At 72.7% G+C, this 19,819-nt stretch carries 14 protein-coding genes; 3 read left to right on the forward strand and 11 right to left on the reverse strand.

What is annotated here, in order from left to right; translation table 11 throughout:
- Positions 1 to 609 precede the first annotated feature (609 nt).
- The 6 genes from ACFY0F_RS19260 to ACFY0F_RS19285 all read right to left on the reverse strand — a co-directional run bounded on the left by ACFY0F_RS19260 (position 610) and on the right by ACFY0F_RS19285 (position 8,627).
- Positions 610 to 1,110 (reverse strand): hypothetical protein, encoded by a 501-nt coding sequence (locus tag ACFY0F_RS19260; protein WP_388795185.1) that lies wholly within the window; start codon positions 1,108 to 1,110, stop codon positions 610 to 612.
- A 41-nt stretch (positions 1,111 to 1,151) separates the two neighbouring features.
- Positions 1,152 to 2,288: a ParA family protein gene (locus tag ACFY0F_RS19265; protein WP_388795189.1), complete on the reverse strand. Its 1,137-nt coding sequence runs from the start codon at positions 2,286 to 2,288 to the stop codon at positions 1,152 to 1,154.
- A gap of 402 nt (positions 2,289 to 2,690) precedes the next feature.
- Complete coding sequence (gene ald, locus ACFY0F_RS19270) at positions 2,691 to 3,815, reverse strand: alanine dehydrogenase (RefSeq protein WP_388795192.1); 1,125 nt, start codon at positions 3,813 to 3,815, stop codon at positions 2,691 to 2,693.
- A 134-nt stretch (positions 3,816 to 3,949) separates the two neighbouring features.
- The gene (locus tag ACFY0F_RS19275; RefSeq protein ID WP_388795195.1) at positions 3,950 to 6,016 is read right to left on the reverse strand and encodes a tetratricopeptide repeat protein; all 2,067 of its coding nucleotides are present in this window, start codon (positions 6,014 to 6,016) and stop codon (positions 3,950 to 3,952) included.
- A 232-nt stretch (positions 6,017 to 6,248) separates the two neighbouring features.
- A complete protein-coding gene (locus ACFY0F_RS19280; RefSeq protein WP_388795198.1) occupies positions 6,249 to 6,875 on the reverse strand; it encodes an NUDIX domain-containing protein in 627 nt (208 codons plus the stop codon).
- 84 nt (positions 6,876 to 6,959) lie between these two features.
- Complete coding sequence (locus tag ACFY0F_RS19285) at positions 6,960 to 8,627, reverse strand: CTP synthase (protein ID WP_388795272.1); 1,668 nt, start codon at positions 8,625 to 8,627, stop codon at positions 6,960 to 6,962.
- Between the two features lie 523 nt (positions 8,628 to 9,150).
- On the opposite strand from ACFY0F_RS19285, the gene ACFY0F_RS19290 reads away from it, so the two are divergent.
- The 3 genes from ACFY0F_RS19290 to ACFY0F_RS19300 all read left to right on the forward strand — a co-directional run bounded on the left by ACFY0F_RS19290 (position 9,151) and on the right by ACFY0F_RS19300 (position 14,343).
- On the forward strand, positions 9,151 to 10,953 hold the full coding sequence (locus tag ACFY0F_RS19290) for a glycoside hydrolase family 15 protein (protein ID WP_388795275.1): 1,803 nt from the start codon (positions 9,151 to 9,153) through the stop codon (positions 10,951 to 10,953).
- Between the two features lie 301 nt (positions 10,954 to 11,254).
- Complete coding sequence (locus tag ACFY0F_RS19295; RefSeq protein ID WP_388795201.1) at positions 11,255 to 12,637, forward strand: FAD-binding oxidoreductase; 1,383 nt, start codon at positions 11,255 to 11,257, stop codon at positions 12,635 to 12,637.
- A 62-nt stretch (positions 12,638 to 12,699) separates the two neighbouring features.
- Positions 12,700 to 14,343, forward strand: coding sequence for a PucR family transcriptional regulator (locus ACFY0F_RS19300; RefSeq protein WP_388795204.1), 1,644 nt, complete (start codon positions 12,700 to 12,702; stop codon positions 14,341 to 14,343).
- A gap of 237 nt (positions 14,344 to 14,580) precedes the next feature.
- On the opposite strand, the gene ACFY0F_RS19305 is transcribed toward ACFY0F_RS19300, so the two are convergent.
- From ACFY0F_RS19305 to ACFY0F_RS19325, 5 genes are all read right to left on the reverse strand, one after another.
- Positions 14,581 to 15,717, reverse strand: coding sequence for a glycosyltransferase family 4 protein (locus tag ACFY0F_RS19305; protein WP_388795206.1), 1,137 nt, complete (start codon positions 15,715 to 15,717; stop codon positions 14,581 to 14,583).
- A 248-nt stretch (positions 15,718 to 15,965) separates the two neighbouring features.
- Entirely contained in the window at positions 15,966 to 17,708 is a 1,743-nt protein-coding gene (gene recN, locus ACFY0F_RS19310) for a DNA repair protein RecN (RefSeq protein ID WP_388795278.1), read from the reverse strand.
- Between the two features lie 91 nt (positions 17,709 to 17,799).
- Positions 17,800 to 18,705 (reverse strand): NAD kinase, encoded by a 906-nt coding sequence (locus ACFY0F_RS19315; RefSeq protein ID WP_388795209.1) that lies wholly within the window; start codon positions 18,703 to 18,705, stop codon positions 17,800 to 17,802.
- Positions 18,702 to 19,517 (reverse strand): TlyA family RNA methyltransferase, encoded by an 816-nt coding sequence (locus ACFY0F_RS19320; RefSeq protein ID WP_388795212.1) that lies wholly within the window; start codon positions 19,515 to 19,517, stop codon positions 18,702 to 18,704. Before ACFY0F_RS19320 ends, ACFY0F_RS19315 begins: the two co-directional genes overlap by 4 nt.
- Positions 19,518 to 19,524: 7 nt before the next feature.
- Positions 19,525 to 19,812: a hypothetical protein gene (locus tag ACFY0F_RS19325; protein WP_388795215.1), complete on the reverse strand. Its 288-nt coding sequence runs from the start codon at positions 19,810 to 19,812 to the stop codon at positions 19,525 to 19,527.
- Positions 19,813 to 19,819 lie beyond the last annotated feature (7 nt).

Genomic DNA, 19,819 nt, shown 5'->3' on the forward strand with positions numbered 1-19,819 from the left:
CGCGAGCGCCTCACGCTCGGGGCCCGTCTCGACAACCGACCCGGGCCGCACCGACCGGGACCCACTGCCGGCATCGCCTACCGGGGCCTCCGGCTCCGAGTACGGGCCCGTCTCGAGCTCCAACTCGGCACGCGGTGGAACCGCAACCGGCACCGACCCCGCGAGCGCCTCACGCTCGGGGCCCGTCTCGACAACCGACCCGGGCCGCACCGACCGGGACCCACTGCCGGCATCGCCTACCGGGGCCTCCGGCTCCGCGTCCGGGCCCGTCTCAGGCTCCGGGTCGACCCGTGGAGCGCCCGGTCCGCGACCGAGTGCACGTCTGCGGCCGGCGCGTGCGCCGGGGGCGGGGACGTCGTTCGAGGTCATGGCCGTCGCAGGCTATCGTTTCCGGCCCGCGGAGCCGACCACCACCCACCGGCACCGCCGGGACCCGTGGAAGCCCGCATCACTGATCACCGTCCCGGGCCGACCACAGCACGCGTCCAAGGAGCAGCCTCCCCGTGGGAGTCGGCCCAACGGCCCTCGCCGCCCAGGCGATCGTCCGGCCACCGGCCGCCCCCGGACCAGTTCTCGGGCGTCCGGCCCCGCGGCCGGCGGAAACGCGGCCTAGCGGCCCCGCAACCGCCGTACCAGGATGCTCGCCTCGCCCCGGGACTCGAGGTCGGCCAGCACCACGGCCACCGCCTCGCGGACGATGCGGCCGCGGTCCACGGCCAGCCCGTGCTCGCCGCGGAGCACGAGGCGGGCGTGCTCCAGGTCCATCAGCTCCTCGGCGGAGACGTAGACCGTGATCTTCTCGTCGTGCCGTTCGCGCCCGCTGGGCCGCCGTGTCGCGGCGCGGCCCCGCTTGCGCGGCTGGGCGGCGGCAGAACCTTCCTGCGCCGCCGTCCGGGCGCGCGCGGAGCGCTCGCGGGACTCGCCGGCCTCGGCCGGTTCCGTCTCGACCGCCGCCACGTGCTCCGCACCGTCGCCGTCACCGCTCTGCACGGGAACGGCCTGCGGCGCGTCCTCCGCAGCGGCGGCCGGGTCGCTCTCCCCGGCGGGAGCCGGCACCCGGGCCTCGCCACCGCCCGCCTGGCGCCGGGGAGTGGACGCCTGCAGCCCCATCCCCCCTGTCGTACGGAACAGTTCGTCGGCCCCGGGCAGACTCACTCGGCGTGACACCGGGCGAGCACCTCCCTGGCGAGCTGGCGGTAGGCGGCGGCACCGACGGAGTTGGAGGCGTACGTGGTGATCGGCTCACCGGCGACCGTGGTCTCCGGGAAGCGGACCGTGCGGCCGATGACCGTGTGGTAGACGTGGTCGTCGAACGCCTCGACCACACGGGCCAGCACCTCACGGCTGTGGACCGTGCGCGAGTCGTACATGGTGGCGAGGATCCCGTCGAGCTCCAGTTCCGGGTTGAGTCGCTCCTGGACCTTCTCGATGGTCTCGGTCAGCAGGGCGACACCGCGCAGGGCGAAGAACTCGCACTCCAGGGGGACGATCACCTTGTGCGCGGCCGTCAGCGCGTTGACGGTGAGCAGGCCGAGCGAGGGCTGACAGTCGATCACGATGTAGTCGTAGTCGGGCAGCAGCGGCTTCAGCGCCCGCTGCAGCGTCGACTCGCGCGCGACCTCGGAGACGAGCTGGACCTCGGCGGCGGACAGGTCGATGTTGCTGGGCAGCAGGTCCATGTTGGGGACCGCCGTCTTCAGGAGCACCTCGTCCGCGGACATGCCCCGCTCCATGAGCAGGTTGTAGACGGTGAGGTCGAGCTCCATCGGGTTGACGCCGAGACCGACCGACAGCGCGCCCTGTGGGTCGAAGTCGACGAGCAGCACCCGCCGGCCGTACTCCGCGAGCGCGGCACCCAGGTTGATGGTCGACGTCGTCTTGCCCACGCCGCCCTTCTGGTTGCACATCGCGATGATCTTCGCGGGGCCGTGGTCGGTCAGCGGGCCCGGGATCGGGAAGTACGGCAGCGGGCGTCCGGTCGGACCGACGCGCTCACGGCGCTGTCTGGCCGCGTCGGGCGCGAGCGTGGCCGCGTACTCGGGATCGGGCTCGTACTCGGCGTCGGGGTCGTAGAAGTGCCCTTCGGGCAGTTCGTCGTAGTCGGCGAAGTGGTTGCGGGGCGCGCCACTTCCGTCGCCGGCCATGGCGTTCACGTGATGGCCATCCATGCTCTGGTGTGCTGACAGAACCGTGTGAGGGCTGCTCTGGCTCTGGTGGGCTGCGAAGGTTCGGACAGCGACGGAGCCGACAGCCTCGAGCCCCGTGGAGCCCTGGCCCCGCGCAGGCATTCCTGGTTGACCACCCCCGGGAGAAAATGTCGACTCATTCACAAGTCGTCTTACCTCCTTGGTGACCAGGAAACTTCTAGACAGGTCAGCGTGGCACCATGCCGACGGTTGGCGACTCTATGGCGTGTCGGCGGTCCGCAGCAACACAATCCGCCGGACCCGGCAGGATGTGTCGGCAATGAAACATCCCGCTGTCAAGGGCGTACGGCCGTCGCACCGCAGGTTTCACCGGTGTGCGAATCGGTCGAAGGGTTACGTTCGAGGCGAGTTGACCGCAAGCCACGTGACCATACACACATCCGGCCGGACCTCGTCTTTTCAAGGTCCGGCCGGGTGTGCCGCGTTGACGACCACTGTTGACGTATCGCCTTTTGACGGTTGCCGACTTGGCGACCGGACGGCTCAGCCGATCAGCGTCTCGAGGTCCACGTGCTCCAGGCCGTGGGCCTCGGCGACCTCCCGGTAGACGACCTTGCCCTCATGGGTGTTCAGGCCCTTGGCCAGCGCGGCGTCGCGGCGCAGGGCCTCCACCCAGCCCTTGTTCGCCAGCTCGACGATGTAGGGCAGCGTGGCGTTGGTCAGGGCGTAGGTGGAGGTGTTGGGCACCGCGCCCGGCATGTTGGCGACGCAGTAGAAGACCGAGTTGTGGACCCGGAAGGTCGGCTCGGCGTGCGTGGTCGGGCGGGAGTCCTCGAAGCAGCCGCCCTGGTCGATCGCGATGTCGACAAGGACACTTCCGGGCTTCATCCGGGACACCAGCTCGTTGGTGACCAGCTTCGGGGCCTTGGCGCCCGGGATGAGCACGGCACCGACGACCAGGTCGGCGTCGAGGCAGGCCTTCTCCAGCTCGAAGGCGTTGGAGACGACGGTCTGGATCTTCGTGCCGAAGATCTTGTCGGCTTCCTTGAGCTTGTTGATGTCCTTGTCGAGCAGGGTCACATGGAAGCCCAGCCCGATGGCGATCTGCGCGGCGTTCCAGCCGGAGACACCGCCGCCGATGATGACGGCCTTGCCGGCCGGCACGCCCGGGACACCGCCGGGCAGCACACCGCGGCCGCCGTTCGCGGCCATCAGGTGGTAGGCGCCGACCTGGGGGGCCAGCCGGCCCGCGACCTCGGACATCGGGGCGAGCAGCGGCAGGGCGCGGCTGGGCAGCTCGACGGTCTCGTACGCGATCGCCGTGGTGCCGGACTCCAGCAGGGCGTCCGTGCACTCCTTGGACGCGGCCAGGTGCAGGTAGGTGAAGAGGATCTGGTCCTTGCGGAGGCGGTGGTACTCCTCGGCGACGGGCTCCTTGACCTTCAGCAGCAGGTCGGCGGCGGCCCAGACCTCGTCGGCGGTCTCCAGGATCTCGGCGCCGGCCGCCACGTACTCCTCGTCCGGGATCGAGGAGCCGACACCGGCGTTCCGCTCGACGACGACCTGGTGGCCGTGGCGCACCAGCTCGTGCACGCCTGCGGGGGTGATGGCCACCCGGAACTCGTTGTTCTTGACCTCGCGGGGGATGCCGACCTTCACGTCGATCACGGTCCTTGGCTCAGAGGGTATGGGGGCATTACCAGGCATACCCGGGCACACAGGGGCACACCGGGAGACACCGCGGGAGTACGCGGCAGAGCCAGTTTAATGAAGGCGTTCCGCCTGTCTAGCCTTTCATTGCATCAATCTTCAGTCGATGTACTGCGGATTTCGCAGGCATCCGCAGCCCGTCCCGGCGATTCCTCGTCACCCGGGCCGGCTTGGGGCCCCTCCCCCAGCATGCGCTCGGCCGCCGAACGGTGCAGTCGCGCGGCGGTCGGGTCGCCGAGGCGCTCCAGGGTGTCGGCGAGCCGCAGCTGGAGCGCGGCCTGCAGACGGGTGTCGTCGGCCCGCCGCGCCCACTCCACCGCCTCCTGGCAGGTGCGCAGCGACTCCGTGGGCCGTCCGGCGTACTCCTGGACCCGTGCCACTTCGCTCAACGCCCTTGCGTGGGCCGCGATGTCACCGTCCTTGCGGTGCACGGCGGCGGCCGCCCGCCAGTTCCTGAGCGCCTCCCCGTAGCGGCCCGCGTAGGTGTGGGCGCCCGCGATACGGCCGTACAGCCGGGCGGCGTCCGCGCGCTCCCCCCGGGCCAGGCGCTGGGCGAGCGCCCGGCCGAACCAGTCGGCGGCCCGGTCGTGGTCACCGAGCTCCTGGTGGGCGCCTCCTACGGATTCCATCGCGCGACCGGTCGCGTACGGGTCGTTCGCCTCGCGTCCGGCGTCCAGCGCGGCCCGGTAGCGGGCCAGCGCCTCCCGGGTACGGCCGGTCCGGGCGTCCACGTCGGCGAGGTTCAGCAGGGCGGCGGCCTTCTCCCGGGGCAGGCTCCGGCGCTCGGCCACGTCCAGGACCAGCCGGTGCACCTCGTACAGGTCGGGAGCGGCCGCCTGGGTGCCGAAGTGCGCCGCCATGGCCCTGACGAGCTGGGACATCAGACGGCGGGCCAGCGTGTCCAGCTCCCCGTCGGCCACCGCGAGCCGGGCCGCGGCCAGCAGGGCGGGCCGGCGGGCGCGGAGCCAGTCCTCGGCCGCCCGGGGCGTGGGGAAGCGCAGCTCGGACGGCATGCCCTGGAGCTTCTCGCGCAGCTCGGGCTGGTCCGTCTCGGCGCTCGCCCGGCAGGACTGCAGCAGCCGCACGGTCCGCTCCAGCATCCGCGCGCGGGCCAGCTGGAGCTCGCCCGGACGGTCCTGGGCCTCGGCCAGCCCGCGCAGCAGGGGCTGGAGGCAGCCGGGCACCTCGTACTGCGGCATCGGGGAGGGCACCGCCCGCAGCAGGCCGAGGGCGACGAAGTCGTCCAGGGCGGTACCGGCGCCGCCGACCGAGCAGCCGGCCAGGGCGGAGGCGGTGTGCGGGTCGACCAGACCGGCCGGGGCCAGGGACAGCAGGCGCAGTATCCGGGCGGCCGGGCCGGGCAGCTGGTCGTAGACGAACCGGAAGACCCGGGCCAGGGGGCCGCTGTCGTCGGCCTCGGCGTGCAGTCGTTTGGCCAGGTCGGAGACGGCCATCTTGGGGCGGGCGGCGAGCCAGCCGCCCGCCAGGGTGAGCGCGGCGGGCTGGGCCTGGCACACCTCGACCAGGTTCTCGGCGGCCCGCGGGTCGACGGTGACGCGGACGGAGCCGGTGCAGCGGGTCAGCAGCTCCAGCGCCGACTTGGTGTCGAGGCCGCCCAGGGTGCACGGGCGGACGTCCGCGATCCCGGTGAGCGGCCCGCCGGAGACGGCGACGACCAGGCAGTCCGGGGTGTCCGGCAGCAGTGCGTCGACCTGCTCGGCGCCGGCGGCGTCGTCCAGCAGGAGCAGCGTGCTGCGCTCGGCCAGCGCGGCCCGCAGGGCCTCGGACAGCTCGTCCTCGTCGGCTCCGGGCGGGGTGGACACGCCGAGGGCGGTGAGCAGTTCCCGGGCGGTGCGCTCGACGGGGACGGGGCTGCCGTCGGGCTCGCTGAGCCGGACCCGCAGCACTCCGTCCCGGTAACCGTCGGCGACCCTTCGGACGAGTTCCTCGGCGAGCGCCGTGCGGCCCGAGCCGGGGCGGCCGGCGATGAGCAGCACGCGCGCCCGGGGGGCCTTGCGGCCGGCCAGGGTGTCCAGGCCCGCGCGCTCGATGTCGGCGCGCAGCTCCTTCAACTCCCGTGTCCGCCCAAGGAAATGACTCCTCGCGGCCGAGTCGCCGGACAGCCGCGCGCCGCCTGTGTCCACCGCCTGCTTCGCCACGGGCCACACTCCCGTCCCACACCGCACACCGGCGCCCGCCGGGCACGCCCCTTCGGCTCACTCGCGCAGAGCCTAGTTCACGCTCTGCGACGGTTCGGGAGGAGCGCGGCGGGGACGTCCCCCGATCGGATCAAGCGATCGTCACACCGGAAGAGCCCCCGCGGGTCGCCCGGGACGGTCGAGCGGTCGTTCAGAACTGTCGAGCGGTCGTTCAGAACGGCCGAGCGGCCGTTCAGGACTCGAAGGGACGCGCCGGCCACGGCGCCTCCGCCGGACGCAGGGCGTCGAGCCCGTCGCCGCCGCGGGCGGCCACCAGGGACAGGACGCCGACGACGAGGCAGTTGTTGTGCAGCTCGCCGGCGAGCACCCCACGGACGAGCTCGTCGACGGGCACGCGCGCGTGCTCCATGTCGGACTCCTCGTCCTCGACCTCGAAGCGCTCCCCCTCGGCCTCCGACAGGCCGCGGGCGAGGAAGATCCGCACGGACTCGTCGCAGCCGCCGGGGGTGGTGTACACGTCGGTCAGCACCCGCCAGTCCTCGGCCTTGACGTGGGCTTCCTCGTACAGCTCGCGCTGCGCGGCGTGCAGCGGGTTCTCGCCGGGCACGTCGAGCAGACCGGCCGGGATCTCCCACAGCTTGTGCCGCACCGGGTGGCGGTACTGCTTGATGAGCAGCACGCGGTCGTCGGCGTCCAGGGCGAGCACCGCCACGGAGCCCGGGTGGACCTGGTAGTCACGGCGGACCACCGAGCCGTCGGGCATGACCACGTCGTCCGTGCGGACCGAGGTCTTGTTCCCGGTGAAGGGGGTCTCCGTCGCCCGGATCTCCCACTCCTCGGCGGTGTCCTTGATCGTCATGCCCTGTCCCTTCCACGCGTGCGTGAGCGGCCGGGGCGCGATCGTTCTGAATGCCGGCGCCCCGGCCACCGTACAACTGTCGTGTTACTTCGAGATCTTCCGCTCCACGGCGGCCTTCACCAGCCCGGCGAACAGCGGGTGCGGGCGCGTCGGCCGAGAGCGCAGCTCCGGGTGGGCCTGCGTGGCGACCAGGTAGGGGTGGACGTCGCGCGGGTACTCGACGTACTCGACGAGCTTGCCGTCCGGCGAGGTGCCCGAGAAGACGATGCCCGCCTTCTTCTCCAGCTCGGCGCGGTAGGCGTTGTTCACCTCGTAGCGGTGCCGGTGGCGCTCCTCGACGTACTCCTTGCCGTCGTACACCTCGCGCACGATGGAGCCCTCGGCCAGCTTCGCCGGGTACATGCCGAGCCGCATGGTGCCGCCCATGTCGCCCTCGCCGGCGACGATGTCGAGCTGCTCGGCCATGGTGGAGATCACCGGGTGGGCGGTGGCCGGGTCGAACTCGGTGGAGTTGGCGTCGGAGACGTCGGCCAGGTTGCGCGCGGCCTCGATCACGATGCACTGCAGGCCGAGGCAGAGGCCGAGCAGCGGGATCTTGTTCTCGCGGGCGTAGCGGATGGCGCCGACCTTGCCGAGCACGCCGCGGTCGCCGAAACCGCCGGGGATGCAGATGCCGTCGACGTCGGCGAGCTGCGCCTTGGCCCCGGCCGGGGTCTTGCAGTCGTCCGAGGTGACCCACTTGATCTTGACGCGGGCCCGGTTGGCGAAGCCGCCGGCGCGCAGCGCCTCGGTCACCGACAGGTAGGCGTCGGGCAGGTCGATGTACTTGCCGACCAGGGCGAGGGTGATCTCGTGGTCGGGGTTGTGGACGCGGTCGAGCAGGTCGTCCCAGGTCGTCCAGTCCACGTCACGGAACGGCAGGTCCAGCTTGCGGACGACATAGGCGTCCAGGCCCTCGCCGTGCACGGTCTTCGGGATGTCGTAGATCGAGCGGGCGTCCGGACAGGCGACCACGGCCGCCTCGTCGACGTCGCACATCAGGGAGATCTTGCGCTTGATCGCGGTCGGGACCTCGCGGTCGCACCGCAGCACGATCGCGTCCGGCTGGATACCGATGTTCCTGAGCGCGGCCACGCTGTGCTGGGTCGGCTTGGTCTTCAGCTCGCCGGAGGGGCCGATGTAGGGCAGCAGCGAGATGTGCACCACGAAGACGTTGTCCCGGCCGACCTCGTGCCGGACCTGGCGTACGGTCTCCAGGAACGGCAGCGACTCGATGTCGCCGACCGTGCCGCCGACCTCGGTGATGACCACGTCCACCTCGTCCGTCGCCATGCGCCGGATCCGGTGCTTGATCTCGTTGGTGATGTGCGGGATGACCTGCACCGTGTCGCCCAGGTACTCGCCCCGCCGCTCCTTGGCGATGACGGTCGAGTACACCTGGCCTGTAGTGACGTTGGCGGAGCCGTCCAAGTCGCGGTCAAGGAAGCGCTCGTAGTGTCCGATGTCCAGGTCGGTTTCCGCGCCGTCGTTGGTGACGAACACCTCACCGTGCTGGAACGGGTTCATGGTGCCCGGGTCGACGTTGAGGTACGGATCGAGCTTCTGCATCACGACGCGCAGGCCGCGGGCCTTGAGCAGCATGCCGAGGCTGGAGGCGGTGAGACCCTTGCCGAGAGAGGAGGCGACACCCCCGGTGACGAAGATGTGCTTGGTCGTCGTGGCTGAGCTGGATCGAAAAGCAGCGGGCGGCATGGCCAAGAGGGGGCTCCCGTGGTCGCGGTCTGTGTTGCGTTGCGGCAGCCGGCCCGGAGAGTCAGGGTGCTCTCGCGGAGGCGCCGTCGCTGCGGTTCGGGGGTTTCGTGCCCACCGGTCCACGGGCTACCAGGGTATCAGCGCCTCGGCGCGATGGCTCCCGGCCACGCTCCGCGTACGGGCCGACACGGATGCCCGACGACCACGGGTTTCTCACCCATGGCTCACTCGTTCGGCTCACACCGGTTGCGGGGAGCGGCACGCAGATCATCTACGTGCGTCGTATCCTGCTCGGACACTCACTGCCGAGCCCGTCCGGAGAACACGGCACCACCCCCGCCCGTAAGGACCGGAACAACGAGAGCTCGTCAGTTCGTTGAGCAAAGACTGTCGTTTTGCCTCAGGGCTCGGCGGGCTGCTTTGCTTCACCGCTCAACGACGCACAACAACGACCCCTTGACCGCATCAGCGACAGCCCCCATTTTTGCCGGGGGGCGACGTGGCCGTTCGACTGGAGTTGCACGTGGCCGGGCGCATCGAAGACTACGCACTCATCGGAGACATGCAGACCGCTGCCCTGGTCTGCCGGGACGGGACAGTGGACTGGCTGTGCCTGCCCCGCTTCGACTCGCATGCCATCTTCGCCGGCCTGCTGGGCACCGAGGAGCACGGTTTCTGGCGGCTCGGTCCGGCCCACGCGGCCGACGCCCAGCCGCCCACGGCCGCCCGGCGTACCTACCGGGGCGACTCGCTGATCCTGGAGTCGGAGTGGGACACCCCGCGCGGCACGGTCCGCGTGACGGATTTCATGCCCCCGCGTGACGGGGCACCGCAGCTCATCCGGATCGTCGAGGGCGTCTCCGGCCGGGTGCCGATGCGCTCCGCCCTGCGGATGCGGTTCTCCTACGGCCGGGTGGTGCCGTGGGTGCACAAGCACGAGGGGCGTACGGTCGCCGTCGCCGGACCGGACTCCGTGTGGTTCGACACGGAGGCGGAGACGTACGGAAAGTCCCTGACGACGTACGCGGACTTCACGGTCGCCCCCGGTGACCGGATCGCGTTCACGATCTCCTGGGAGCCCTCGCACAAGGAGCCCCCGGCGCTGCCGGAGCCGGAGCAGTCGCTGGTGGCGACGGAGGAGTTCTGGCGCGAGTGGGTCGAGCACTGTACGTACCACGGCCCGTACCGCGAGGCGGTGATCCGTTCGCTGATCACGCTCAAGGCCCTGACGTACGCCCCGACCGGCGGCATCGTCGCCGCCCCCACGACCTCCCTGCCGGAGGACATCGGCGGTGTCCGCAACTGGGACTACCGCTACACCTGGCTGCGTGACGCGGCGATCACCCTGTCCTCCCTGCTGCGCACCGGCTACCGGGAGGAGGCCCGCGCCTGGCGCGAGTGGCTGCTCCGGGCGGTCGCCGGCGACCCGGAGAACCTGCAGATCATGTACGGGCTCGCCGGTGAGCGGGAGCTCGGCGAGGCCGAGCTGGACTGGCTGCCCGGCTACGAGAACTCCGCCCCGGTCCGGGTCGGCAACGGCGCCGCGCACCAGCTCCAGCTCGACGTGTACGGCGAGGTCACCGAGGCCCTGCACCTGGCCCACATGACCGGCCTGGCCCGCCACGACTACGCGTCCCTGCTCCAGCTGAAGCTGATCCGCTACCTGGAGGACCACTGGGACGAGCCGGACGAGGGCATCTGGGAGGTGCGCGGCCCGCGCCGCCACTTCGTGCACTCCAAGGTCATGGCCTGGGTCGCGGTCGACCGCACCATCAAGCTCATCGAGTCCGGCGACGCCGACGGCCCGCTGGAGCGGTGGCGCGAGCTGCGCGACGACATCCACCGGGACGTGTGCGAGAAGGGGTACGACAAGGAGCGCAACACCTTCACGCAGTCCTACGGCTCCAAGGAGCTGGACGCCTCACTGCTGCTGATCCCCCAGATGGGCTTCCTGCCGCCCGACGACAAGCGCGTCATCGGCACCATCGAGGCGATCCAGCGTGAGCTGTCCACGCCGGACGGCTTCATCCTGCGCTACCCGACCACGGGCGAGCACGAGGGCGTCGACGGCCTCCCCGGCGACGAGGGCGCCTTCCTGGCCTGCTCGTTCTGGATGGCGGACGACCTGGCGATGATCGGCCGGGTGGACGAGGCCCGCAAGCTGTTCGAGAAGCTGCTGTCCCTGCGCAACGACCTCGGCCTGCTCGCCGAGGAGTGGGACCCGCGCCGCAAGCGCCAGGTCGGCAACTTCCCGCAGGCCTTCAGCCACGTCCCGCTGATCGACACGGCCCTGCGGCTGACGGCTTCCGGGGCGTACGGCGGCTGAACGCGACCGGGTGACCGTGTCCGCCTGGGGCCTGTCCGGCGGATCAGGTCGCAGGGCACGGGCGGTGCCTCGTCGGCGCTGGTGAGCGGGGCGAATGGGGGTGCCCCCGCGCGAGCTCATTCGAGCGTGGGGGAGCGTCCGGCTGCAAGGCGGAGGAGGGCGTCGACGCGATGGGGGTCCCCCCGCTCGAGCGGAGCCGAGAGTGGGGGAGGGCGTGCCAAGTCCCGCGTCTGCGGCATGATCCGCCGGACAGGCCCTAGGGTGGGAAGCGAAAATTGCCCCTTTTTGGAAGGGGGCGGCCATGGCTTCCCTCTCGAAGGCGGGCGCGGCCCTGGCCGCGCTGCGCGACGACCTGACGGGTGACGTCTTCGCACCGGGGGATCCGGGCTACGACGAGGCCCGGACCGTGTTCAACGCGATGATCGACCGGCGGCCGGCGGTGATCGCGCAGTGCGCGCACGAGGCCGACGTGGTCCGGGCCGTGCGCTTCGCACGGGACCTGGACCTGCACATCGCCGTGCGCGGCGGCGGCCACAGCGTCGCGGGATCCGCGCTGGGCGACGGGGCGCTCGTGATCGACCTGCGCCGGATGCACGAGGTGACCGTCGACCCGGTGGGGCAGGCGGTACGGGTCCAGGGCGGCGCCACGATGAGCCATCTGGACCGGGCCGCCGAGCCGTACGCCCTCGCGACCACCGGCGGCCGGGCCTCCACCACCGGCGTCGGCGGCTTCGTCCTGGGCGGCGGCACCGGCTGGCTGGACCGCGCCTTCGGTCTCGCCGTCGACAACCTGCTCGGCGCCGAACTGGTCACCGCGGACGGCAGCCGGGTGCGCGCCAACACCGACGAGCACCCGGAGCTGTTCTGGGCGCTGCACGGCGGCGGCGGCAACTTCGGCATCACGACCGCCCTCGTCCTGGAGCTGCACGAGCTGCCGGCGTTCTCCATCGCGTTCCTGCTCCACCGGCCGGAGGTGGGCCCCGACGCGGTCCGCACGTTCCGTGAGGTCATCCGCACCGGGCCGGACGAGGCGGGCGGCGCCGTGCTGTACCTCACCGGCCCGCCCGACGAGTTCGTCCCCGGGGAACTGGTCGGGAAGCTGGTGTGTGCCACGCTGCTGACGTACGCGGGCGGCGAGGAGGACCTGCGCAAACTCGCCGAGCCGCTGCTGGCGCTCCCGCACGAGGCGGAGCTGGTCGGTCCGATGCCGTACGCCGACGTGCAGTGCATGCTGGACGATCCGCCCGGTCTGCGGAACCACTGGTCGGCGGAGTACGTGGCCGGCCTGCCGGACGAGCTGGTCGACGTCTACTGCGCCCGTGCGGACAGCATGCCCGTGCCCACCAACACCAAGCATCTGATCTTCCCGCAGGGCGGCGCGATCGCCGCGGGCCCCGCCGAGTACCCGGTGCCCTACCGGGACGCGCCGTGGGCGGTGCACCCGTTCGGGATCTGGGCGGACCCGGCCGACGACGAGCGGGCCGTCGCCTGGGTCCGGGACGTCCGCGCCGACGTCCGGCCGTGGTCCACCGGCGCGGTCTACCTCAACTTCATCGGGGACGAGGGCACCGACCGGGTGGTCGCGGGCCTCGGCGCCGAGAACGGTCTGCGGCTGGCCAAGGTCAAGCGGGCGTACGACCCCGACAACGTGTTCCGCTTCAACCACAACATCCGGCCGGTGTAGCGGGCGCGCAGCGCGCGGACCGAGGGTGCCGCCGGGGCGTTCGCGCAGGTAGCGTCCGCTGCATGGACAGCGGTACGGAGAGCGGACTCGCCACGCAGGGCGCAGGGATCACCGTTCGGCGGGCTCTGGAGCTGCCCGGGCTGCGCAGCGGGCTGCCGGAGATCCTGGCGGGCGCCGACCGGCTGGGTCGCACGGTCCGCTGGGTGCACGCGGGCGAGGTGCCCAACATCGCCTCCCTGCTGAAGGGCGGCGAGCTGCTGCTCACCACCGGCTACGGCCTCGGCACCCGCCCGGCGGACCAGCGGGCGTTCGTCCGCACCCTCGCCGAACGGGGCATCGCCGCCCTGGTCGTGGAGCTGGGGCCGCGCTTCACCCGGCTGCCCGCCGCGCTGGTGGACACCGCCCGCGGCGCGGGGCTGCCGCTCGTGCAGCTGCATCGCGAGGTGCCGTTCGTCACGGTCACCGAGGAGATCCACACCGAGATCGTCAACGGCCACTACGCGCTGCTGCAGCGGGCCGAGGAGGTGCACCGCCGCTGTACGGAGGCGCTGCTCGGCGGTGGCGGGGTGCCGCAGGTGCTCGGCATCCTCGCCGACTTCAGCGGCAACCCGGTCTTCCTGGAGACGACGGACGGCCAGTTGCTGTATGCCGCCGGGGCGGGACCCGAGGGCGCGGATCCGCTGCAGGTGTGGGAAGGGCTGCGCGGCCCGCACAAGGACGCCCCGCCGCCGGCCGGCTCGGTGCTCGTGGACGTGCCCGGCGGCGGTCCGGGCACGGGTTCGGTGCGGGCCCGGCTGGTTCTGCTGCCCGTCCGTGGGCAGCTCGCCCCGGTGCACCGCATCGCCGCCGAGCGGGCCGCGGGGATCCTCGCGGTGGTGCTGATGCAGGCCCGGCAGGAGGAGGAGCTGGCGGCGCGGGGGCGCGGCGACTTCCTCACCGATCTCGCCGAGGGCCGGATCTCCGCGCAGGACGCTCCGGCGCAGGCGCGTGTGCTGGGGTTCAAGCCGGGTGGCAGCCCGCTGCTGCCGGTGGTGATGCGGCTGGGTGACGCGCTCTCACCGGGTGGCGGCTGGGCCGTCCTGGCCCGTGCGGTGGCCGAGGAGCTGGCCTCGGTGGGGGTGCCGGTGCTGCTCGGGGTACGGCCGGTCGAGGGCCGTGTGCCGCTGCTGGTGGGGCTGCGTTCGGAGACGGAGCGGCCTGCGGTCGCGGACCGGGTGGCGGCGGCGCTGCGGGCCGGGGTGGAACGGGCGGGGATGCGACGGCCCGGGGCCCGGCCGCCCGTGGTGGTCGTCGCAGTGGCCGGCGGCTGGGCGGCCGCATCGGCGGGCCTGCGGCACGCGGCGGAAGCGGCGACGGCGGCGCAGGGCCTGACCGACCGGCCCTGGTACGACGCCCGCCGCCTGGACATCGACCTGCTGCTGTGGCGGCTGCGCGACCACCCTGACCTGGCGGCCTTCGTGGACCGGGCCATCGGCCCGCTGCGCGACCACGACAGCCGCTCCAAGCCGCCGCTGCTGCCCACACTGGAGACGTACCTGGCCCATGCCGGCCGGAAAGCCGAGACCGCCCGCGAGCTGCACCTCAACCGCCAGACGCTGTACAACCGCCTCGCCCGCATCGGCGAGCTGCTGGGCACCGACCTGGAGGACCCGCAGACGGTACTGGCCCTGAGCCTGGCCCTGCGGGCCCGTCGGCACGTGCCGTAAGCCGTCCGGCGGTTCAGATGGCAGGAAAGAGGCGGTGCCCCGCCGCCGCCGCCGGTGAACGGGGCGGATCGGGCGCCTCCCGTGCGCTCGGCGCGAACGTGGCGGCACGTCGGTTGCCGGTCGGCCGGCGCCGGTGGGGGCATCGCACGCCCCGGCGAAGCCGAGAAGCGGGGAAGGACGCGCCGAGTTCCGTCCGCGGCCCGGTCCGCCGACCGCTGCCCTGGCCCCCGGCACGGGTCAGGGCAGCGGTCGGGGCTGGGTCAGTTCGTCGTAGACGCTGAGGACCTGGGCGACCGTCTCGTCCTCGGTGGGCCAGGTGGCCGCCTGCCGGGTCCCCCGGTCCTTCAGCTCCCGGCACCGCTCGGGGTCCTCCAGCAGCCGGACGACGGCGCCCGCGAGGGCCTCCGCGTCTGCGTACGGGACGAGTTCGGCGGCGTCGCCGACGAGGTCGGGGACGCCGCCGACGGCGGTCGCGACGAGCGGCACGCGCGCGTGCAGGGCCTCCTGGGCGAGGACGGACCGGGACTCCCATCGGCTGGAGAGCAGCGCGATGTCCGCTGCGGCGAGCAGCTCGCGGACGTCGTCGCGGCGACCGATGAGCCGGACCGGCAGCTCCTCGTCCTCGATCCGCCGCTGGAGCACCGGGCGCAACGGCCCCTCCCCCGCGATGACCAGCAGCGGCACAGGGTCGAGACGGCACCACAGGTGTGCCGCGTCCAGCAGGACGTCGTAGCCGCGCTGCCGGTCCAGGGAGCCGACCGCCATCAGCAACGGGCGTCCGGTGGCGCCGAGTTCGGCCCGGGCCTTGGACCGCAGCCGGTCGGGGTCGTCGTGCTCCGCTGCCGTGCGCGGCCCGGGCAGTGCGACGGCGGCGAGCCGGGCGTCCCGGGCTCCGGTGCGCCGCGCCCGGTCCACGAGGTCGGAGGTGGTGCCGAGCACCACGGTGGCCGCCCTCATCACCCGCCGCTCCAGCACCCGCAGCAGATGCGCCCGCGCGCCCTCCGCCCGGGCCCGGTTGTGCCAGGTGACGACGAGCGGGGTGCGCCGGCCGCTGAGCGCCATCACGGCACGGAAGGAGGCGTGCAGCCCGTGCGCGTGCACCAGGTCGGCGTCCGCGCAGGCCGCGCGGAGCGTGGCCACCGCCACCGGGTCGCTGCTGCGGGGCACGTGCACATGGTCGGCGCCGGCCCCGGTGAAGTCGTAGGTGTGGTCGGCCTCGACGGGGGCGCACACCGTGACCCGCACGCCCCGCGCGACGAGTCCGGCGGTCAGGGACCGCACGTGCGCGCTGCTGCCGGCGTTGCCTCCGCCCAGGACCTGCACGGTGCGCAGCGGCGACTGACCGTGCGGTGAGGTACGGCTGGCGGGGCTCACGTGGCCGGTGCTCCTGGTTCGGCGTCGGGCGGTCACGACGGGACGTGCGGAAGGTGGCGAGCGGTGGGGTGTACCGCGCACCTGCTGCACGTGCGGGGTTCACCGCCAAGGATGCCAGCACGTAAGGGCGTTGCGGGACCGTCCGGGAGCGGTGATCGCCGCGCGCACGGGCCCGGGCGAGCCGACGTCACTCATACGAGTGAACAACCGACCACTCGCACGAGTGTCACGGGACGGTTCTGCCGGCGCTACGCGTCCGCCCGTGCCGTCGCCAGCAGTTCCTCCGCGTGGGCCCGCGCCGTCTCCGAGTCCTCCTGGCCTGCCAGCATCCGGGACAGCTCGCGGACCCGCTCCTCGCCCTCCAGGACCTTCACGCCGGACCGGGTGACGGACCCGTCGTTGGTCTTCTCCACGAGCAACTGCCGGTCGGCGAAGGCGGCGACCTGCGGAAGGTGGGTGACGACCACGACCTGCGCGGTCTTGGCGAGCTTCGCCAGACGCCGCCCGATCTCGACGGCCGCCTTGCCGCCGACGCCCGCGTCGACCTCGTCGAAGAGGTAGGTCGGTACCGGGTCCGTGCCCGCGAACACGACCTCCACGGCGAGCATCACACGGGAGAGCTCACCGCCGGAGGCGCCCTTGGCGATGGGCCGCGGCGGGGCGCCGGGGTGCGGGGCGAGCAGGAGTTCCACCTCGTCGACACCGGACGGCCCGTAGGCCACGGTGCGCCCGCCGACCTCGACGCCCTCCGGGTCCTCGGTCTGCCGGATGTCGAAGGACACGCGCGCGTGCGGCATGGCCAGCGAGGCCAGCTCGGCGGTCACCGCGGCGGCGAACCGCTCGGCGGCCTCCGTCCGCGCGTCCGTCAGGGCCTGGGCCAGTCCGCCGAGTTCGGTGCGCAGCGCGTCCCGTTCGGCGGTCAGCTCACCGATCCGCTCGTCGTCGCCGTCCAGCTCGGTCAGCCGCGCGGCGCTCTGCTCGGCCCACGCCAGCACGGCGTTGACGTCGTCCCCGTACTTCCGGGTGAGGGCGGTGAGCGCGGCCCTGCGCTCCTCCACGGCGGCGAGCCGCAGCGGATCGGCGTCCAGGTCGTCGGCGTACCCCGCCAGCTCGCCCGCCACGTCGCCGAGCAGGATGCCGACCTCGCCGATCCGGTCGGCGAGCGAGGCCAGCGCCGGATCGTGCGACCGTACGGCCTCCAGGGCCCGGTGGGCGCCCGCGACGAGGGTGGTGGCGTCGATGCCCTCGGGGTCCTCGGGGTTGCCCGCGAGGGCGGCGTGCGCGGCGGTCGCGGCGGACGCCAGCGCCTCCGCGTGGCCCAGCCGTTCCGCCTCCTCGGCGAGTTCGGCGTCCTCGCCGGGCCGCGGTTCCACGCCCGCGATCTCGTCGAGTCCGTACCGCAGCATGTCGGCTTCCTGGGCCCGTTCACGCGCGCGGGTGACGATCTCCTCCAGCTCGGTGGAGACGGCCCGCAGCCGCCGGTAGGCCTCGCCGTACTTGGCCAGCGGCACGGCGACCGCGTCTCCCGCGTACCGGTCGAGCGCCTGCCTCTGCCGGGACAGCTTCAGCAGGCCCTGCTGGTCGGTCTGCCCGTGCACGGCCACCAGGTCGTCGGCCAGCTCGGCCAGCACCCCCACGGGCACGCTGCGCCCGCCCAGGTGCGCCCGGGAGCGCCCCTCGGCGGAAACCGTACGGCTGACCAGCAGCGCCCCGTCGTCCAGCTCGGCCCCGGCCTCCTCGGCCCGTACGACCGCGGAGGAGGCGGCGGGTACGGCGATCCGCCCCTCCACGACCGCCTTCCCGGCCCCGATCCGCACGAGCGCCGGGTCCGCCCGTCCGCCCAGCAGCAGTCCGAGGCTGGTGACCACCATGGTCTTGCCCGCACCCGTCTCACCGGTGACGGCGGTGAACCCCGGCGAGAGCTCGACGACGGCATCGTCGATGACCCCGAGCGACCGTATCCGCATCTCTTCCAGCACGGAGAAGACCATACGAGGTCCGGCCACTGAAGTGCGAGGTCCCCCTGTCACCCGGGGAGTCCCCTGTCACCCGGGGGAGTGCACCCGGGCCGGGACAGCACACCTAGTGCGGCGCCCCCCGCCATCCGGACACCGGCAGGGCGAACTTCGCCACGAGCCGGTCGGTGAAGGAGGCGTGGTGCAGCCGGGCCAGCCGCACCGGTACGGCACCGCGCCGGACCTCGACCCGCGCCCCGGGCGGCAGCTCGACGGTCCGCCGCCCGTCGCACCACAGGACCCCCGGAGGGATGTGCGGCAGCACCTCGACCGCGAGCACGGAGTTCGGCGAGGTCACCAACGGCTTGGCGAACAGGGCGTGTGCCGAGATCGGCACCATCAGCAGCGCCTCCACCTCGGGCCACACCACCGGCCCGCCCGCGGAGAACGCGTAGGCCGTCGAACCGGTGGGCGTCGACAGGACGATCCCGTCGCACCCGAAGCCCGTGACCGGCCGCCCGTCGATCTCCAGCACGACCTCGAGCAGCTTCTCGGCGCCCGCCTTCTGCACGGCCGCCTCGTTCAGCGCCCAGTCGGTGTGCACGATGTCACCGTTGCGGTGCACGACGACGTCGACGGTCATCCGTTCCTCGACCTCGTACGCCTTGCTCACCACCCGGTCGACGACCTTGTCGAGGTCGTCCCGCTCGGCCTCCGCGAGGAACCCGACGCTGCCGAGGTTGACGCCCAGCATCGGCACGCCGGACGCCCGGGCGAACTCGGCGCCGCGCAGCAGGGTTCCGTCACCGCCGAGCACTATCAGCAGCTCGCAGCCGTCGAGGCTCTGCGGGGTCGCCTCCTCGACGAGCTCCACCTCCTCGGGGAGCGGCAGGTCGCGCGCCTCGTACTCCAGGACCCGCACGCCGACGCCGGACCGCAGCAGCCCCTTGACCACGAGCTCGGCACTGCGGATCGCGGCGGGCCGCCCGGTGTGCGCGAGCAGGAAAACAGTACGAGCTCGGTTCAGAGTCAACGCGGCCCCTCCGCCACTGCACGATCGACGTCGGCCGGGTCCAGGGCGGGCGCCCCGGCACGCAGCCACAGAAAGTACTCCACGTTCCCGGACGGCCCGGGCAGCGGACTGGCGGTGACACCCTTCACCCCGAGCCCGAGCTCCCACGCCTTCTCGGCCACACCCCGCACGGCCTCCGCCCGCAGCTGCGGACTCCGTACGACACCCCCGCTGCCCAGCCGTTCCTTCCCCACCTCGAACTGCGGCTTCACCATCATCACCAGGTCGGCGTCCGGCTTCACACACCGCGCCAGGGCCGGCAGCACCAGCCCGAGCGGGATGAAGGACAGATCACCCACGACTAGATCCACAGGCTCCCCATCGATCGCTTCAAGCGTCAACTCGCGTACGTTCGTACGGTCCTTGACGGTGACGCGTTCATCGCTGCGCAGAGACCAGGCGAGTTGTCCGTATCCCACGTCGACGGCGACGACGTGCGCGGCGCCGGCCCGCAGCAGGACGTCCGTGAAGCCACCGGTGGACGCGCCCGCGTCCAGCGCCCGGCGCCCCTCGACGACCAGCCCCTGCGGGCCGAAGGCCTGCAGCGCGCCCGCCAGTTTGTGGCCGCCCCGCGACACGTACGCGGGGTCGCTGTCGTCGTCCGCGACGACGATCGCGGCGGCCGTCTCCACCTGGGTGGCCGGCTTGGTCGCGACGGTCTTGCCGACGGTGACCCGTCCGGCGGCGATCAGCTGGCTGGCGTGCTCGCGCGAACGCGCCAGCTCCCGGCGGACCAGCTCCGCGTCCAGACGACGGCGTGCGACTCCTGCCACGTTCGGTTCAGCTCCTGCTCTGGTACGGCGACGGGGGCCCCGGAGGTCCCGGGCGGGCGTCGAGCGCGGTCAGCGCGTCGCGCAGCCCCCCGTGTACATCCTCGTACACCTCCATATGGCCGTCGGTGGCGAGGTGGTCGGCGTCGGCCAACCGCTCCAGCCGGGCGTCCACCTCGGCGTTGCCGGTGGGGGTGCGGGGCAGGTTCAGCGGCGCGGGAGCGGCGGGGTCGTCCTCCGGTTCGACCGGAACGTCCGCTTCCTCCTCGGCGGAGGTCTCGGGCACTGTGTCGCTCATGCCCCGA

It is taken from the genome of Streptomyces sp. NPDC001544 (genome assembly GCF_042894285.1).
In the GTDB taxonomy this organism is placed as follows: Bacteria; Actinomycetota; Actinomycetes; order Streptomycetales; family Streptomycetaceae; genus Streptomyces.

Excerpts from the sequence above, each read along its gene's own strand:
- ACFY0F_RS19260 (WP_388795185.1), bottom strand. The coding sequence starts at position 1,110 with ATGGGGCTGCAGGCGTCCACTCCCCGGCGCCAGGCGGGCGGTGGCGAG.
- ACFY0F_RS19265 (WP_388795189.1), bottom strand. The coding sequence starts at position 2,288 with ATGCCTGCGCGGGGCCAGGGCTCCACGGGGCTCGAGGCTGTCGGCTCC.
- ACFY0F_RS19280 (WP_388795198.1), bottom strand. The coding sequence starts at position 6,875 with ATGACGATCAAGGACACCGCCGAGGAGTGGGAGATCCGGGCGACGGAG.
- ACFY0F_RS19285 (WP_388795272.1), bottom strand. The coding sequence starts at position 8,627 with ATGCCGCCCGCTGCTTTTCGATCCAGCTCAGCCACGACGACCAAGCAC.
- ACFY0F_RS19295 (WP_388795201.1), top strand. The coding sequence starts at position 11,255 with ATGGCTTCCCTCTCGAAGGCGGGCGCGGCCCTGGCCGCGCTGCGCGAC.
- ACFY0F_RS19300 (WP_388795204.1), top strand. The coding sequence starts at position 12,700 with ATGGACAGCGGTACGGAGAGCGGACTCGCCACGCAGGGCGCAGGGATC.
- recN (WP_388795278.1), bottom strand. The coding sequence starts at position 17,708 with ATGGTCTTCTCCGTGCTGGAAGAGATGCGGATACGGTCGCTCGGGGTC.
- ACFY0F_RS19325 (WP_388795215.1), bottom strand. The coding sequence starts at position 19,812 with ATGAGCGACACAGTGCCCGAGACCTCCGCCGAGGAGGAAGCGGACGTT.